Annotated in this window: 15 protein-coding genes; 3 read left to right on the forward strand and 12 right to left on the reverse strand. The window is 45.0% G+C overall.

Annotated features, from left to right (window positions below):
* Positions 1-135: 135 nt before the first annotated feature.
* Complete coding sequence (gene radA, locus R7Q46_RS07575) at positions 136-1,515, reverse strand: DNA repair protein RadA (RefSeq protein ID WP_005386443.1); 1,380 nt, start codon at positions 1,513-1,515, stop codon at positions 136-138.
* Between the two features lie 136 nt (positions 1,516-1,651).
* Between radA and R7Q46_RS07580 the strand changes: the two genes are divergently transcribed.
* Entirely contained in the window at positions 1,652-4,000 is a 2,349-nt protein-coding gene (locus tag R7Q46_RS07580) for a PilZ domain-containing protein (RefSeq protein ID WP_318077427.1), read from the forward strand.
* 63 nt (positions 4,001-4,063) lie between these two features.
* On the opposite strand, the gene serB is transcribed toward R7Q46_RS07580, so the two are convergent.
* A complete protein-coding gene (gene serB / locus R7Q46_RS07585) occupies positions 4,064-5,044 on the reverse strand; it encodes a phosphoserine phosphatase (RefSeq protein WP_005386439.1) in 981 nt (326 codons plus the stop codon).
* Between the two features lie 91 nt (positions 5,045-5,135).
* Here serB and R7Q46_RS07590 point away from each other — a divergent pair, with 91 nt between their 5' ends.
* On the forward strand, positions 5,136-5,741 hold the full coding sequence (locus R7Q46_RS07590; RefSeq protein ID WP_005391677.1) for a YtjB family periplasmic protein: 606 nt from the start codon (positions 5,136-5,138) through the stop codon (positions 5,739-5,741).
* A 95-nt stretch (positions 5,742-5,836) separates the two neighbouring features.
* Here the strand turns inward: R7Q46_RS07590 and deoD are convergent, their stop codons facing one another.
* From deoD to deoC, 4 genes are all read right to left on the reverse strand, one after another.
* The gene (gene deoD, locus R7Q46_RS07595; RefSeq protein ID WP_005380140.1) at positions 5,837-6,556 is read right to left on the reverse strand and encodes a purine-nucleoside phosphorylase; all 720 of its coding nucleotides are present in this window, start codon (positions 6,554-6,556) and stop codon (positions 5,837-5,839) included.
* A 143-nt stretch (positions 6,557-6,699) separates the two neighbouring features.
* A complete protein-coding gene (locus tag R7Q46_RS07600; RefSeq protein WP_005386434.1) occupies positions 6,700-7,920 on the reverse strand; it encodes a phosphopentomutase in 1,221 nt (406 codons plus the stop codon).
* Between the two features lie 68 nt (positions 7,921-7,988).
* Entirely contained in the window at positions 7,989-9,317 is a 1,329-nt protein-coding gene (gene deoA, locus R7Q46_RS07605; protein ID WP_005380134.1) for a thymidine phosphorylase, read from the reverse strand.
* A 97-nt stretch (positions 9,318-9,414) separates the two neighbouring features.
* Positions 9,415-10,191, reverse strand: a complete 777-nt coding sequence (deoC, locus tag R7Q46_RS07610; RefSeq protein ID WP_005380133.1) for a deoxyribose-phosphate aldolase — start codon at positions 10,189-10,191, stop codon at positions 9,415-9,417.
* A 90-nt stretch (positions 10,192-10,281) separates the two neighbouring features.
* Between deoC and R7Q46_RS07615 the strand changes: the two genes are divergently transcribed.
* Positions 10,282-10,416 (forward strand): hypothetical protein, encoded by a 135-nt coding sequence (locus R7Q46_RS07615; protein WP_005391675.1) that lies wholly within the window; start codon positions 10,282-10,284, stop codon positions 10,414-10,416.
* Positions 10,417-10,774: 358 nt separating this feature from the next.
* On the opposite strand, the gene R7Q46_RS07620 is transcribed toward R7Q46_RS07615, so the two are convergent.
* The 6 genes from R7Q46_RS07620 to R7Q46_RS07645 form a co-directional block, all read right to left on the reverse strand.
* Entirely contained in the window at positions 10,775-12,058 is a 1,284-nt protein-coding gene (locus tag R7Q46_RS07620) for a NupC/NupG family nucleoside CNT transporter (protein WP_005380131.1), read from the reverse strand.
* Between the two features lie 204 nt (positions 12,059-12,262).
* Entirely contained in the window at positions 12,263-13,036 is a 774-nt protein-coding gene (locus tag R7Q46_RS07625; RefSeq protein WP_258497160.1) for a TatD family hydrolase, read from the reverse strand.
* The gene (locus tag R7Q46_RS07630; RefSeq protein WP_213912225.1) at positions 13,023-13,220 is read right to left on the reverse strand and encodes a DUF5363 family protein; all 198 of its coding nucleotides are present in this window, start codon (positions 13,218-13,220) and stop codon (positions 13,023-13,025) included. The genes R7Q46_RS07625 and R7Q46_RS07630 overlap by 14 nt, the downstream gene beginning before the upstream one ends.
* Positions 13,221-13,315: 95 nt before the next feature.
* Positions 13,316-14,905: a peptide chain release factor 3 gene (prfC, locus tag R7Q46_RS07635; protein ID WP_005380123.1), complete on the reverse strand. Its 1,590-nt coding sequence runs from the start codon at positions 14,903-14,905 to the stop codon at positions 13,316-13,318.
* A 285-nt stretch (positions 14,906-15,190) separates the two neighbouring features.
* Positions 15,191-15,646: a ribosomal protein S18-alanine N-acetyltransferase gene (rimI, locus tag R7Q46_RS07640; protein ID WP_005386430.1), complete on the reverse strand. Its 456-nt coding sequence runs from the start codon at positions 15,644-15,646 to the stop codon at positions 15,191-15,193.
* Positions 15,647-15,658: 12 nt separating this feature from the next.
* On the reverse strand, positions 15,659-16,057 hold the full coding sequence (locus R7Q46_RS07645; protein ID WP_318077428.1) for a DNA polymerase III subunit psi: 399 nt from the start codon (positions 16,055-16,057) through the stop codon (positions 15,659-15,661).

The following is a 16,057-nucleotide window of genomic DNA, read 5'->3' on the forward strand; positions in this document are numbered from 1 at the left end:
GGAAGAAAAAAAATTTTAACGTGAAATTTCCGTCCCCAAAGCATAGTCAAACACAGCAATTTATGTACTTTATTCGCATTTTATTGAGGACGGATAGAACAGTTTGTGATTGCACAAATACCATTCTTATGAGCATTACAGCTCGTCAAAAGCCTCTATAGCTTCCGACAATTTCTTAACGCCGTGAATTTGCATGCCAGGGATGCCACCTTTCGGCATGTTGGCTGCTGGCACGATGGCTTTCTTGAAACCATGTTTGAACGCTTCATTCAAACGCTCTTGCCCACTTGGCACTGGACGGATTTCGCCCGCAAGCCCTACCTCACCAAAAATCACCACATCTTTAGGGAGTGGACGGTCACGAAAACTCGATAAAAGCGCCATAACTAAAGCAAGATCAGCGCTCGTCTCCGTCACCTTAACACCGCCAACCACATTAACAAAGACATCTTGGTCTGCCATTTGTAAGCCACCATGCTTATGCAACACAGCGAGCAAAAGTGATAGGCGGTTCTGCTCCAAGCCGACCGCAACACGACGAGGGTTGGCTAACTGCGAGTAATCCACCAGCGCTTGAATCTCTACTAGCAGAGGGCGCGTGCCTTCCCAAACCACCATGACGGAAGAGCCTGATGTTTCTTCTTCACCACGAGAAAGGAAGATCGCTGATGGGTTACTCACTTCTTTCAATCCTTGGCCTGTCATTGCAAAGACACCAAGCTCATTCACAGCGCCAAAACGGTTTTTATGACTACGCAAAGTGCGGAATCGGCTATCCGTTCCACCATCGAGTAGTACCGAACAGTCGATAATGTGTTCAAGAACTTTGGGGCCCGCAAGGGTACCATCTTTTGTTACGTGACCAACAATAAATACCGCAACATTATTCTGTTTTGCGTATCGTGTCAGAGCCGTCGCAGATTCACGTACCTGAGCAACACTGCCAGGCGACGATTGAACATCAGAAACGTGCATCACCTGAATCGAGTCTATTACCATTATACGAGGCTGCTCTTTTTCGGCGATTTGGCAAATTTTGTCGACGTTCGTTTCCGATAGCATTTTTAAATGATCTTTCGGCAAGCCCAATCGGGAAGCACGCATTGCCACCTGCTGTAATGACTCTTCACCGGTTACGTAAAGCGTTGGCATTTGCGCAGATAAACTACACATGGTTTGCAACAGAAGGGTTGATTTACCAGCGCCAGGGTTACCACCAATCAAAATTGCGGCACCTGGTACAACACCACCACCCAACACGCGGTCAAGCTCTTTAAACCCACTGGTGAAGCGAGGTACTTCTTGCAGATCAATTTCGGATAGCGTTTGAACCGTAGCTTCTGTTGCGGAACCAGCGTAGCCGCTTAAGCGTTCATTGCGAGCAACGGTTGGCGATGCTGCGATACGTACTTCTGTTATCGTATTCCATGCACCACATGCGTTACACTGCCCCTGCCAACGGGGAAAGTCCGCGCCACAATCATTACAAACATACGCTCGTTTTGCTTTCGCCATGATGCCTCAATTTTTTCTACAAATGTGACTAAGCACAGCCAAGTCAGACCTGAACTGAAATGAACTATTGATATACTTAAGTATTACTTCGCTTAGCCGATACAATTTAAAGTAACGACATACTCTAACAGAAATAATGCAGCAATCTGAAATTCTCTCGCTCGCAGAACGACTCATTCCCGTTTACGGTACGAATGACTTTGACTTTGTCCTTGGCCAACTGACCGAGGAAGAGCCGCCTTCGGCCAAAATTTTGGTTAAAATGGAACTTAACCGCTTAATGGCTCCATGCAAAAAAAGCATTGATTTGCGAGGTCGCGTTCAAGGCGAATGTCGCGAGTATATTTTGGATGGCATTCCACATTGGTTGGATGATGTTGCTTTCAACGCTTACCATAAAAACATCAAAAAGTTTGGCTGCTACACGGAAGGAATGTGGGAAGCATTGGTCAACACGCGAAATAACTTTCGCGTAATGAGCAAGCGCCTTACTCAGCAAAAAACGCAATCGTTAACGGATCCTAAAAGCCCGTTCTTAGCAGAACCCGTTCACCTAGGCTACGATTTAAAGCGCCAAGAAAAACGCTTGAAAGTCCAATCTCAAGTTGAAATTTGCCGTTCTAAAGGACAGCTTCTTCATGGATTAAGCATTGATTTATCTAGCTCTGGCGCAAAGTTTAAAGTCCCTAGCGCATTTAAATATAACCTTGGGGAAATTATTCAGGTCACGTTTACTGAATTTGCCAGCAAATCTAACGTTGCAGGTATAGAGAAACCGCTTGCATACCGCATACTCGCGGTTGATAACTGTTACGAAAATGACTCAGTTCGATACCTCAGAACCATACGCTTAACTGATACCAATGTCGTCACCAGAGTGATAGATGAAGCGCTCAACAGTGCTGTTAAAAGGGCTCGTCATGACAATCAAGACAAGATTATTCGAGCTCGAACTCGCGGTTATGAGCACATCGCACTAAAGCACACCAGCAGCTTGCCTCTATTCTTTGATGGTAGTGACCTAAAATTAGCAATGTTAACGCCAAACAATCAAAAGCTTTGGCAATACTGGCACGATGAGAGAAACCAGCAAATGTTTGGTTCCTTATTCAACGAGCAACGCATCGCGTCACTCATTAAGCCTGGTGTTAAAGGAACAACCAATGTCCTTTATTCATTTACTCACGAGCACGAGAATCGAACCTATTTCTATTCGATGTTTCGCCCAGAAGCAACTCGCGAACAGCGCCAGCTATTTTGGCATTTAGGTGGCAAACGAGAGAGTTGGCGCGCCTTTAGAATTTCAATCTTTGAACTATCAGAGCAAGAACAGGAAGACCTAGCAGCATTCTCTCCAGAGTTGGCAGAAACGTCTCAATCACTGACTCATATTGGTATTTTGCAAGAAATTGCTGACGAAAAGTCAGGGCAGGATTACCTGCTAACTGAAAAGCCGCGCTTACCCGCTAATACATTAAACGCGTTTCGCCATCCGAGAAGAGTTATCGGCAATCCAAAGGGCATTTATTTTGATGCAAAGTCTCGTCGAAAAGAGCCTCGTTATCGTTTTAAAACACCTTTAGAGTTGTACTCAGGACAGACTAAAACAGGCGGCAGTACTGTTGACCTTTCCAAACGAGGACTCGGAATTAGGCTAAGTGAGCCCACGATGTTACGTTCTGGGCAAGAGGTGAGAATCAACTTTCGAGAATTACAACTCTACGATAAAAAATTGCCGTTAATGTCGGTGCCATACCGAGTAATTCGTGTAAGCCCAGACGGTTGTAGCGTGCAGCTAGTTATTGATGAAAGCAGCCAAACCATGAAGGTAATCGCTTTTTTCAACAGCATTATCGAGCACAATCAAGACAAGCTAATCCCGCAAAAAGAGACGCTACCAAGTAATGCTCTACTTGAAAGGCTGCATTGCATGTTGCTCTCGCGTACGCTGAGCACGCCCATTTTTATCAGTAAGAGTACGTCATCTTCAATAAAAACCCCCGTTATCGGGGTGAACTTGCCGCTACCTAAACACATTGAGCTTTTTGCCCGTCTTGGGCATGACCAACTGTTGTCACTTGAACCTATCTTTAAAGGCCGGACAAGCACATTAATCGCAGAGCCAATAAAACGTGTAGAAGGTGCTCAAGCCAGACATCAGGATATCTACATAAGCGCCGCAAAAGTAGGCAATAAAATTACAGGCATTGAGTCAAAGCTTCATCAAGAGTTCAACAGCGTAAAAGAGCGGATTCAATTTATAAAGAAAGCGCGAATGATGGGTGACTTTTACGTGATTCGCCTTTCTACTGCGCCAATTTTCGATCCGATGACATCATTACTGCAACAAGATTTAAGTGACTTAACCCAATTTGGTGTACATCAAGCAAGCAAGTTAGAAAAAGAGTTGACGGCGCTCGTTGGTTACAGTGAATTTGAAGACATTACTGAAGAGGTAGTAATTAGATTGGAGTTAACCGAGTAAATTCAAAGTCATACCAAATTGAAAAAAAACACCGCCTTTCTGGCGGTGTTTTTGAATGGATGGTTAAGGTTTAGCTTTCCAGCTGACCTTTTGCTGCTTCACCAATGCGCCAGATAAAATACAGAGCACACCGCCCAACCCTGCAAAGCGAATCGCTGATTGCGCTTGAGCTTCCACTTTTGGTTTTGCGTGATACGCAATCCCTAATCCTGCCACCGACATCATCACAAGATCATTAGCGCCATCACCGACAGCAACCGTGTTGTGCTGCTCAATTTCATATTCATCCGCCAGTTCCACTAGAATGTCAGACTTCATCTGCGCCGTTACCACATCACCAAGTACGTTACCCGTGAGTTTGCCGTCAATAATTTCTAATTGATTGGAGCGAGCAAAATCTAAGTCGACTTTATCTTTGATGTAATCAGAGAAGTAAGTAAAACCACCGGAAGCAATCGCTGTTTTCCAGCCCAAGGCTTTCAACGTCGCAATTAGCGCTTCAAAGTCCGGCATGAATGGTAACTGGGAACGAACTTGTTCAAGAATTGATTCATCGGCACCTTTGAGCTTACCAACTCGCTGACGTAAACTTTGCTCAAAATCCAGCTCACCTTGCATGGCACGTTCAGTGACTTCAGCGACCTCATCCCCTACTCCTGCCAGTTTCGCGATTTCATCAATACACTCTATCTGGATCGCCGTTGAATCCATATCAAATACAATCAACCCTTGGGTTGATAGATCGGGCACTTCATTAAGCGAGGCGTAATCTAGGTTGAGACTTTGTAAGATCGTTTCATGTTGAGGAGTTAATTCTCCGGCCATCAGGGCTACTTCATATTGGCCAACTTTCCACGTTTCTAGTATCGGGTTGTAAAAGCCGGTGAAGAAATCAATGTCTTCGAAGTGACTTGGCGAAAGGTACTCAGCAAATACGATCCAGTTTGCTTTTGCTTTATCTAATTGGGAGGCAAATCGAGTCTCGGGTAATCGTTTTAAAAGTGTCGTATGTTTTCTGATAGGCAAGCTTTTTGACGCGTCCATGTATATAATCCCTTATGACTTTGCTAAAACGTTACCTCAACAAACTAAAAAGGCAAGTCTTTGTTTTATTTTAAATGGATGAGTAAAGAGCATGAGTGAATCTTTGTTCTCAGTAAGGAATGCCCTAAGAATTCTGGCACTAATCCTACTGTGTGTGATGTTGTTTATCACAATAAAAAACAGTGTTGTGATCAGTAAGGGTAATGAGAAAATTCAAGCACAACAGCTTGAAACACTCACCAAAGTTTTGATTTCACAGGCGTCTCTTTCTGCCAGTGAGATGATTTTAACTAAAGATCAAGAACGATTACTTCAGCTAACAAACCAACTAGCACAAGACCGTTTAGTGTTTGATGCAACAATCTACGATGCACAGGGTGTACGTTTAGCGTCTAGTGAAGAGGCATTATCGGTACGCGAAGTTCTTGGCCTAGATACGCCTTTGGCAACAGCTTCCATTGGTCGCCAGCAGTTGGTTGAACCAGTTTTTGCAGATGGTGCGCTTATCGGTTTTGTTCGCGTGACCTTTGAGACGGGCCGGGTGACGGCTATTTCTGACCACCACTATCGCAAGAGCGATCGTTATATGTACATGATGGTCTTAATGAGCTTTGTCTGTGGTATGTTGTTCATCTTGATTTTACGTCGACAACCGATACGTCGTAAAAAAGCGCCAAACCTGCTGCTAACCAAGTAACTAGGTAGCGCTAACAACTCATATAAAAACAGCCCGCAATGTGCGGGCTGTTTTTTTAGCTCTTGAGAGCGAAAAATAGAATGACTCTTCGTCGCTTACTCTTCGTCACCAAGCAATACTGAATCTAGTGCGATTAGCATCATGTCGTTGAATGTCGTTTGACGCTCGTCAGATGTAGTCTGTTCGCCAGTCTTGATATGATCAGAAACCGTACAGATTGTCAGAGCTTTTGCACCGTATTCTGCCGCAACACCGTAAATACCAGCAGCTTCCATTTCAACACCAACAATGCCGTACTTGTCCATTACATCGAACATTTCTGGATCTGGCGTGTAGAAAAGCTCTGCTGAGAATAGGTTACCAACTTTAACGTCAATACCGCGAGCTTTTGCAGCGTCTTCTGCCGCACGAACCATGTTGTAGTCTGCGATTGCCGCGAAGTCATGACCTTTAAAGCGGATACGGTTCACTTTAGAGTCAGTACATGCACCCATGCCGATCACAACATCACGCACTTTGATGTCTTCATTCACTGCGCCACAGCTGCCAACACGGATGATTTTCTTCACGCCGAAGTCTTTGATTAGTTCAGTTGCGTAAATCGAGCATGATGGGATACCCATACCGTGGCCCATTACCGAGATCTTACGGCCTTTGTATGTGCCTGTGTAACCAAACATATTACGAACGTCACACACTTGAACGACATCTTCAAGGAAAGTCTCTGCGATGTATTTGGCACGTAGTGGATCGCCAGGCATCAGTACGACGTCTGCAAATGCACCCATTTCAGCATTGATATGTGGAGTTGCCATTTTCTTTTCCTTAACCTTTCTCTAGCGCTCCGCGCTTAAGGCGATATAAGCCAGAGTATTATCATTTCCGACAAGCAGCATTTACATACTGCAAACATAAAACTAGGAGCAATCAAGCTCCTAGTTTTCAAAAACCTAACTAATTATAGGAAGTTCTTACCGTAATCCATTGGAGAAGTACCGAAGTAACTTGCCAATGTTTGACCGATATCTGCGAATGTTTCGCGGCGGCCAAGAGAACCAGCTGGTACTTTTTGACCATAAACCAATACTGGGATGTGCTCACGAGTATGGTCAGTGCCTGGCCATGTTGGGTCACAGCCGTGGTCTGCCGTTAGGATAAGCACATCGTCTTCTTCCATAATCTCTAGCACTTCATTGATGCGACCATCGAAGTACTCAAGTGCCGCTGCGTAACCCGCTACGTCACGACGGTGACCGTAAGCTGAGTCGAAGTCTACAAAGTTAGTGAATACGATCGTGTTGTCGCCCGCTTCTTTGATTTGCTCTAGCGTTGCTTCGAACAATGCAGGGATACCTGTCGCTTTCACTTTCTTAGTGATACCGCAGTTTGCGTAGATATCAGCAATCTTACCAATAGAAACCACGTTGCCTTGCTTCTCTTCAACAAGTTTCTGTAGAACCGTTGCTGATGGTGGCTCAACAGAAAGGTCACGACGGTTACCGGTACGCTCAAATTGACCTTTACCAGCACCAACAAATGGACGCGCGATAACACGACCAATGTTGTAATCTTCTAGCTCTTCACGTGCGATTTGGCAAAGCTCTAGTAGACGGTCTAGACCGAAAGTCTCTTCGTGACATGCGATTTGGAATACAGAGTCAGCAGAAGTGTAGAAGATTGGTTTGCCAGTCTTCATGTGCTCTTCACCAAGATCGTCAAGAACTTGAGTACCAGATGCGTGGCAGTTACCCAGGAAACCGTCAAGACCTGCACGCTCAAGAATGCGGTCAGTCAATTCTTTCGGGAAGCTGTTTGCTTTGTCAGTGAAGTAACCCCAGTCAAACAGAACAGGAACACCTGCGATTTCCCAGTGACCAGACGGCGTGTCTTTACCTGAAGAAAGCTCTGCTGCATGACCGTATGCACCAATAATTTCAGCGTCTGCGTCTAGTCCAGGTGCGAAGCGACCTGTCGATTCTTTATGCGCCATTGCCAAACCAAGTTTCGATAGATTTGGAAGGCGAAGTGCACCTTGGCGATTGTCGTTATCTGCTAAGCCTTTTTCACATTGGTCAGCGATGTGACCTAGTGTGTCTGAACCTACATCACCAAATTCTTTAGCATCGGCAGTTGCACCGATACCGAATGAGTCTAGTACTAAAATAAATGCTCTTTTCATTGCTCGTTCCTTAGGCCCACTCGGCTTTTTATTATGGTTGAGTAGGCCTTGTGTAATTACTTGTTCTATTAGATATCTTCTGCACGAATTTGGCGGTAAACCTCTGGAGTTGGTGTGTATTCACCACCTACTTTGATTGCACTGCGCAGTGCTTTTGCCGCTTCTTCCCATTGCTCTTCAGTGCGAGCGTGGATGACCGCAAGAGGTTTATCACTGTCTGCGACCTCACCTAGGCGGATGAACTCGTCGAAACCAACTGCGTAGTCGATTTCATCAGTAGCAACTCGACGACCACCACCCATAGCAACCACAGCCATGCCGATAGCACGTGTATCCATTGCAGAGACAATGCCCGTTTCTGTTGCGTAAACTGGCTTGATGATTTCTGCTTTTTCTAAGTAGTTGTCGTAGTTTTCTACGAAGTCTGCTGGGCCGCCTAAGCCGGCAACCATCTTGCCGAAGCACTCAGCCGCTTTGCCGTTATCCAGCACTTCCATCAGTTTTGCGCGTGCGTCTTCTGTGTTCTCAGCAAGCTTGCCAAGTACTAACATTTCAGCACATGAAGCCATGGTCACTTCAAGTAGACGAGGGTTACGGTATTCACCCGTTAAGAAACGAACCGCTTCACGAACTTCCACTGCGTTACCCGCTGAAGACGCCAATACTTGGTTCATGTCCGTAAGAATTGCCGTAGTCTTAGTGCCAGCACCGTTTGCTACCGCAACGATTGATTTTGCTAGCTCTTCAGACGCTTCGTAAGTTGGCATAAATGCACCTGAACCCACTTTTACGTCCATCACTAGCGATTCCAGACCCGCCGCCAGTTTCTTAGAAAGGATCGACGCCGTAATCAGGGAGATATTGTCTACCGTTGCGGTAATATCACGAGTCGCGTAAACACGCTTATCCGCAGGAGCAAGGTCACCAGTTTGACCGATGATCGCCACACCAGCGTCTTTGGTTACTTGACCAAAAACATCGTTGCTCGGCGTAATGTTGTAACCAGGGATAGATTCAAGTTTATCCAGCGTACCGCCTGTATGACCAAGACCGCGGCCAGAGATCATAGGTACGAAACCGCCACACGCTGCCACCATTGGGCCAAGCATTAAAGAAGTTACGTCACCCACACCACCGGTTGAGTGTTTGTCGACAATTGGACCACCGAAGTTCATGTGGCTCCAGTCGATAACCATGCCCGAATCACGCATTGCACACGTTAAGGCGATGCGCTCATCCATGGTCATTTCATTAAAGAAAATCGTCATAGCAAACGCCGCAATCTGACCTTCAGATACCGTGTTGTTCGCTACGCCTTGAATAAAGAAGTTGATTTCGTCTGCGGTAAGTACTTCACCGTCACGTTTTTTACGAATGATTTCTTGTGGTAAATACATTAGTGCCTCCCAAGCTCTTTTGAGCCATGGTTGTAGTAGGATAGAAGAGGTTTGGTAGCACCCGTTTAGGTGCTACCGTTCAGACGTATTATTGGAATTAGTACGCTGTTGGATCAGCGACGTCGTCCGATACTTCTAATGTATTTAGTAGGTTGGTTAGCAGGCTAGACGCACCAAAACGGTAGTGACGAGCATCAACCCAGTTGTCACCTAGGATTTCGTCAGCCATTGCTAGGTATGCTGCTGCGTCTTCAGCAGTGCGCACACCACCTGCTGGTTTGAAACCAACAGTTTCTGCAACACCCATGTCGCGAATAACTTCAAGCATCATGCGAGCGTATTCTGGTGTTGCGTTTACTGGCACTTTACCAGTTGAAGTTTTAATGAAGTCAGCACCTGCTTCAATACAGATTTGAGATGCTTTCTTGATTAGTGCTTCTTCTTTTAGTTCACCTGTTTCGATGATCACTTTAAGAAGAATGTCACCACAAGCTTCTTTACATTGCTTAACTAGTTCGAAGCCTACTTTCTCATCACCCGCCATTAGCGCGCGGTAAGGAAAAACTACGTCAACTTCGTCTGCACCGTAAGCAACCGCCGCTTTTGTTTCAGCAACTGCGATTTCAATGTCGTCGTTACCATGTGGGAAGTTCGTTACTGTTGCAATACGAACCTCTGGCGTACCTTGCTCACGAAGTGTCTTCTTAGCAATAGGAATAAAGCGAGGGTAAATACAAATTGCAGCTGTGTTGCCTACTGCTGTTTTCGCGTCATGACATAGTGAGATCACTTTTGCATCAGTGTCATCGTCATTCAACGTAGTTAGGTCCATAAGTTTAAGTGCACGTAGCGCTGCTGCTTTTAAATCGCTCATTTCTATCTCCGATCAATATTCAAAAAATTCACTACTCAGCCTTACATCACGTCTTTAACTATAATCAACAAGTCGAGACAATGTGAGTAAATGGCTAAACAGTCTATTAATGAACGGACTTGGTTCCCTGAAGACTCGGCATATACAGCGAAAATTTATCATATGCCAATTGCTATCCTTGTCACCGCACAGTACCAGTTTGGCCTATGGCACAACAATCTATGATTGCGGTGTCTTTAATATCACATCACAAAGCAAAACGCCTATTAGATCTGATATTGCAGGGCAATTCATTTGCCCATCGATTATGTAATATTCATTACGTGATTAAGAATCAAGCTTAACCACTATCCTGTGATTAATACATTATAGAGTTTCACCGCAAAACTGTAGCACCAAATAGAGCGCAAACGGTTTGTATCTCAAAATTTCCTAGCCCCTATTCCATTGACTGCGTAATACCTCGACTAAGGCAAACACCCGATGAAATTTTGGAGCCCGAAAAACGAAAAATGCCCCGCAGCAATCTCTTGCTACAGGGCATGATGTAAAACGGCGTCTATATATTAAGAACCGATTCTAATTATAGTGCTGCAAGGCTTAAGCAGAAGCCTGCAATTGTCGCTGCCATAAGGTTAGACAACGTACCTGCAAGAACTGCTTTAACACCCATGCGAGCGATGTCACTACGACGGTTTGGTGCAAGGCTACCTAGACCACCAAGTAGAATCGCGATAGAAGAAAGGTTCGCGAAACCACATAGTGCGAATGAGATGATAGCTGTTGTCTTCTCAGACATTACTTCACCAGTTGCCGCGATTACTTGAGCGTTTTCACCTAGGTATGGTGTGAAGTTCAAGTAAGCAACGAATTCGTTCACTACGATTTTCTGACCGATGAATGAACCAGCTGTTACAGCTTCTGCCCATGGAACACCGATTAGGAATGCTAGTGGAGAGAACGCGTAACCTAGGATTAGCTCTAGTGTTAGTTCTGGCATGCCGAACCAACCACCGATGCCACCTAGCATACCGTTGATTAGCGCGATTAGACCAACGAATGCGATTAGCATTGCACCTACGTTAAGCGCAAGTTGTAGACCAGAAGCCGCACCGCCCGCAGCTGCGTCGATTACGTTAACTGGTTTGTCGTCACCGCCGTCCATCGCTTCTTCGATACTTTCGTGAGGCTGGTCAGTCTCAGGGTGAAGGATTTTAGCGAACAGTAGACCACCTGGTGCTGCCATGAATGATGCCGCAACTAGGTACTCTAGTGGAACACCCATAGATGCGTAACCAGCTAGTACACCACCAGCAACAGAAGCTAGACCACCACACATTACCGCGAATAGCTCTGATTGAGTCATTTTTGGAACGAATGGACGAACAACTAGAGGTGCCTCAGTTTGACCTACGAAAATGTTAGCTGCTGCTGACATTGATTCCGCACGCGAAGTGCCTAGCGCTTTTTGTAGTGCGCCACCAAGAATCTTGATAACCCATTGCATAACGCCAATGTAGTAAAGAACTGAAATCAGTGCAGAGAAGAAGATCAGTGTAGGAAGAACACGGAATGCGAAGATGAAACCGCCGCCGCCGAATACTTCGAACATCTTGTCAGAAACAAGACCACCGAACAGGAATGATGAACCATCGTTACCGTAGTTGATAACGTTAGAAACACCTGAAGAGAAACCGTTTAGTAGATCACGGCCCCAAGGTACATACAGAACAAATGCACCTAATGCGAATTGGATAGCGAATGCGCCACCCACAGTTCTAAAGTTGATAGCTTTTCGGTTGTTAGAAAATGCCACTGCAATCGCAAGAAGCACTACCATACCGATTAGGCTCATAAACAGGCTCATAGTTTATGACTTCCTTATAAGTTATTTATTGGCGTGTTACAAAATGGAGCTATAAAGCGGGGGCAATTATACTCATGCAGAATCAATTAAAGTAATGCCAGCCTCACACTTTCCTATAAGATTCATGATTGATTCAACCAGCTTTGTGAGTTAATTCACAATAAGCAGGAAAACGTTTTCGATTTCAAACCACATCTTTAGATTTTATTCACATATCGAGAAAGCAAAATTGCTATTTTTCCACAGTTGAGAGGCAATCGATTGCTTTCGGCCGTTATGCAACTCTACGAGCTCATTAAAGACGTGAATGAGTTTGGCTGGGTGATTTGACTCCCCTTGATATCCAAGTATAGGCATATCTGGTGCGTCTGTTTCGATTACTAGGTTTTCGAGTGGTAATTTTTGAATTGCGTCGCGTGTTTTCTTGGCTCTTGGGTAGGTAATCGTTCCTCCTACACCGATAAAAAAACCTAATTTGACCCACTCCATGGCTTGCTGATAACTCCCAGAAAAAGCGTGTAGCACACCACCTCTAGGGAGATTCGCCGCTTTCACCATTTGAATGAGGCGATTGTGCGCTTTTCGGCTATGTAAAATAACTGGGAGTTCGAAGCGTCTAGCCAGCTCAAATTGAACTTCAAGTATCTTTTCTTGCAACTGTGGATCAACATCAATGGCAAAATCTAAACCACACTCTCCTATTGCCACGCACTGCTGCCCTTTTTGATTTAGATAGCCTTCTAGCTCTGTAAGGTTCTGCTCAACGTTATCTTCAAGAAAATACGGATGAAAGCCGAGCGCATAATACAAATTGGTATGTTGCTCTGCCAAAGTTTGAATACGAGCCCAGTTTTGCGGACCGACGGAAGGAATCAAAATTCTTGCGACGCCTTGCGTTTGAGCAAGCTCAAGTTGATGCGCAAAGTCATCTTGAAACACATCAAAATCAAAGTGGCAGTGCGTATCAAAGAGCTTCATCTTGACGCTTTTTATCTGTATCTGCGGGCAGAAAACCAGAGGATGGTTGGGCTTCACTCTTCTCTTTAGTTTGATGGGCAGGGTCTTTTCGATATGGGACACAACTGCGTTTCTGATCGGGAGTTAGCCCCATCTCTTTACACCAGTTGTCGTAACGCTTTAGCCCACGTTTAAACCAATTCATATCTTATCCTTATATAAAAACGCCCTTGGCTAAGTTTATAGCCAAGGGCGTTTTAAAATCTAGTTTGCGTTACGGCTTACCCTAACCGCGCCAAATTAGTGCTCACGCGTCGCACGGAAATCAACGTCAGGGAAACGCTCTTTCGCTAAGTTTAAGTTAACCATTGTTGGAGCGATATACGTTAGGTTATCACCACCATCCAATGCTAAGTTCGCTTGATTCTTGCGTTGGAACTCATCCAGTTTCTTCGCATCACCACACTCAACCCAACGCGCAGTTGCAACGTTAATGCCTTCATAAATCGCTTCAACGTTATACTCAGACTTCAAACGAGCCACAACAACATCAAACTGAAGTACACCAACGGCACCAACGATCAGATCGTTGTTCTGTAGAGGACGGAATACCTGTACCGCACCTTCTTCTGATAGCTGAACCAAACCTTTGAGAAGCTGCTTCTGCTTTAGTGGATCTTTCAGGCGAATACGACGGAATAGTTCCGGAGCGAAGTTCGGAATACCAGAGAACTTCAGTGATTCACCTTGAGTAAAGGTATCACCAATCTGAATAGTGCCGTGGTTATGTAGACCAATGATGTCACCGGCGTAAGCGTGTTCTGCACGTGCACGGTCACCAGCCATAAAGGTTACTGCATCAGAGATACTCACTTGCTTGCCAAGACGAACGTGGTTCATCTTCATACCTTGCGTGTAAGTGCCAGATACAATACGCATGAATGCGATACGGTCGCGGTGTTTTGGGTCCATGTTCGCTTGGATCTTAAATACGAAACCAGAGAACTTCTCTTCAGTCGCTTCAACTTCACGTTCAACCGCTTGACGAGTTTTCGGCGCTGGAGCCCATTCAGTTAGACCGTCTAGCATATGATCCACACCAAAGTTACCTAATGCAGTACCGAAGTAAACTGGCGTCAGATCACCTGTTAGGAACATTTCCAAATCAAACTCAGGGCAAGCACCCATAACAAGCTCAAGCTCTTCTCGAACACTTTCCGCAAGGCCTGCACCAACTTTTTCATCAAGCTCTGGGTTATCGAGACCTTTGATGATTCGAACTTCTTGAATCTCATGACCGTGACCTGATTCGTATAAAATCGTTTCATCACGGTGAATGTGGTACACACCTTTAAATTCTTTACCACAGCCGATTGGCCATGTAATTGGCGCACACATCATGCCCAACTCGTTTTCTACCTCGTCCAATACTTCCATTGGATCACGAACGTCACGGTCAAGTTTGTTCATGAAGGTTACGATTGGCGTGTCACGCAGACGCGTTACTTCCATCAGCTTACGTGTACGATCCTCGACACCTTTCGCCGCATCGATAACCATCAAACACGAGTCTACTGCCGTTAACGTACGGTATGTATCTTCCGAGAAGTCTTCGTGTCCAGGCGTATCAAGTAGGTTTACCAGACAGTCATTGTAAGGGAACTGCATTACAGAAGTGGTTACCGAGATACCACGTTCTTTTTCCATTTCCATCCAGTCTGATTTTGCGTGCTGTGCGTTACCACGACCTTTAACCGTACCTGCTTTTTGGATCGCGTTTCCGAATAAAAGGACTTTTTCAGTAATGGTGGTTTTACCCGCATCCGGGTGAGAAATAATAGCGAACGTTCTGCGCTTAGACACTTCGCCTAAAAAAAGGGGATTTGACATTAGTTAATCTTCTAAATTACTTTCATGCTCACAAAATAGGCAAGCATATCTACTATTCGATATTGTGCGGTATTCTCGCTTATTATCGCTGTGCTAGCAAACTGGAAAGACATGAGCTGAATTTACTCGGCTCACCAGCCTTTACCTGCAACTAACAAGGGAAAGCCAGCTCCACACAAAGAGATGTAAAAATTCAAAAAATTATTATTACATATTCAAAAGCCTCGAATCCGGATACGCATTTAAAGCATAAGTGTTGATGAGGTAATTAGTAACGGCCTAAAACTAACTCAAAAATAAGTAACTCATGATAATGGCGTCTTCCTTACCATTTCCCGATTTAGCTGGGTAATAGTTGTAACGACGGTCCACTTCATTAAAACCTGCTTGCTCATAAATATGGATAGCTGGGTGATTACTTTCACGCACTTCTAACCAAGCACTCTCTGCTTTGGCTTGTTCACAGTGTTCAATAAACGCGTCCAGCAATTTTTGCCCTAGCCCTCTGCCCTGTTGAGAAGGCGCTACTGCAATATTTAATAGTGTCACTTCTCCAACAATATTCTGTCCATAGAAGTAACCAACCACTTGAGAGCCTTCCAGCATCACATGATGGCAAGCACCGCGACTGGATAAGTCACGAACCAAAGATTCGGCCCAAGGGTGAGAATGTGCTTGCTGCTCGATTTGCCAAACTTGGTCGAGGTGCTCTGCACGCATCGGCGTAATTTCAATTGTCACGCATTAGCTCCGTTAAGAGTACGAACAGATTTGTTGCCACAATGCGCGGCGCTGTTCGTTATTACCATCAATATCTTGTAATAGTGGCGAGGTCAGGTGCTTTGCCTTGATGCTTTGATCAGCCTCACAGCCTGCAAACCACACCCACTCTAGCTGATGTTCACCCAGCATGGATAAGCGCTCAGGCTCTAGGTATAGCGCATCATCAAGCGTGAGCTTAATGCTTTTTAATACGCGCTCAAACATCAATGCCGTCTCGTTTTCTGGACATATTGGCGATACCAATAGGAGTTTACATGAACTTTGCAAATCCAATAATGGCGATTGATAGCCTTCCAGTCTTTCAGGGTGTACCAGCTCCCATGTGCTGATCCCCATTTCACGTAAATACTGTTTCTCGTTAATTGACAT

Source organism: Vibrio sp. 811 (assembly GCF_033339195.1).

Excerpts from the sequence above, each read along its gene's own strand:
- R7Q46_RS07580 (WP_318077427.1), top strand. The coding sequence starts at position 1,652 with ATGCAGCAATCTGAAATTCTCTCGCTCGCAGAACGACTCATTCCCGTT.
- deoC (WP_005380133.1), bottom strand. The coding sequence starts at position 10,191 with ATGAGCGATTTAAAAGCAGCAGCGCTACGTGCACTTAAACTTATGGAC.
- R7Q46_RS07590 (WP_005391677.1), top strand. The coding sequence starts at position 5,136 with ATGAGTGAATCTTTGTTCTCAGTAAGGAATGCCCTAAGAATTCTGGCA.
- serB (WP_005386439.1), bottom strand. The coding sequence starts at position 5,044 with ATGGACGCGTCAAAAAGCTTGCCTATCAGAAAACATACGACACTTTTA.
- R7Q46_RS07600 (WP_005386434.1), bottom strand. The coding sequence starts at position 7,920 with ATGAAAAGAGCATTTATTTTAGTACTAGACTCATTCGGTATCGGTGCA.
- radA (WP_005386443.1), bottom strand. The coding sequence starts at position 1,515 with ATGGCGAAAGCAAAACGAGCGTATGTTTGTAATGATTGTGGCGCGGAC.
- prfC (WP_005380123.1), bottom strand. The coding sequence starts at position 14,905 with ATGTCAAATCCCCTTTTTTTAGGCGAAGTGTCTAAGCGCAGAACGTTC.
- R7Q46_RS07620 (WP_005380131.1), bottom strand. The coding sequence starts at position 12,058 with ATGAGCCTGTTTATGAGCCTAATCGGTATGGTAGTGCTTCTTGCGATT.
- R7Q46_RS07625 (WP_258497160.1), bottom strand. The coding sequence starts at position 13,036 with ATGAAGCTCTTTGATACGCACTGCCACTTTGATTTTGATGTGTTTCAA.
- deoD (WP_005380140.1), bottom strand. The coding sequence starts at position 6,556 with ATGGCAACTCCACATATCAATGCTGAAATGGGTGCATTTGCAGACGTC.
- R7Q46_RS07615 (WP_005391675.1), top strand. The coding sequence starts at position 10,282 with ATGGCTAAACAGTCTATTAATGAACGGACTTGGTTCCCTGAAGACTCG.
- deoA (WP_005380134.1), bottom strand. The coding sequence starts at position 9,317 with ATGTATTTACCACAAGAAATCATTCGTAAAAAACGTGACGGTGAAGTA.
- R7Q46_RS07645 (WP_318077428.1), bottom strand. The coding sequence starts at position 16,057 with ATGTCAATTAACGAGAAACAGTATTTACGTGAAATGGGGATCAGCACA.
- R7Q46_RS07630 (WP_213912225.1), bottom strand. The coding sequence starts at position 13,220 with ATGAATTGGTTTAAACGTGGGCTAAAGCGTTACGACAACTGGTGTAAA.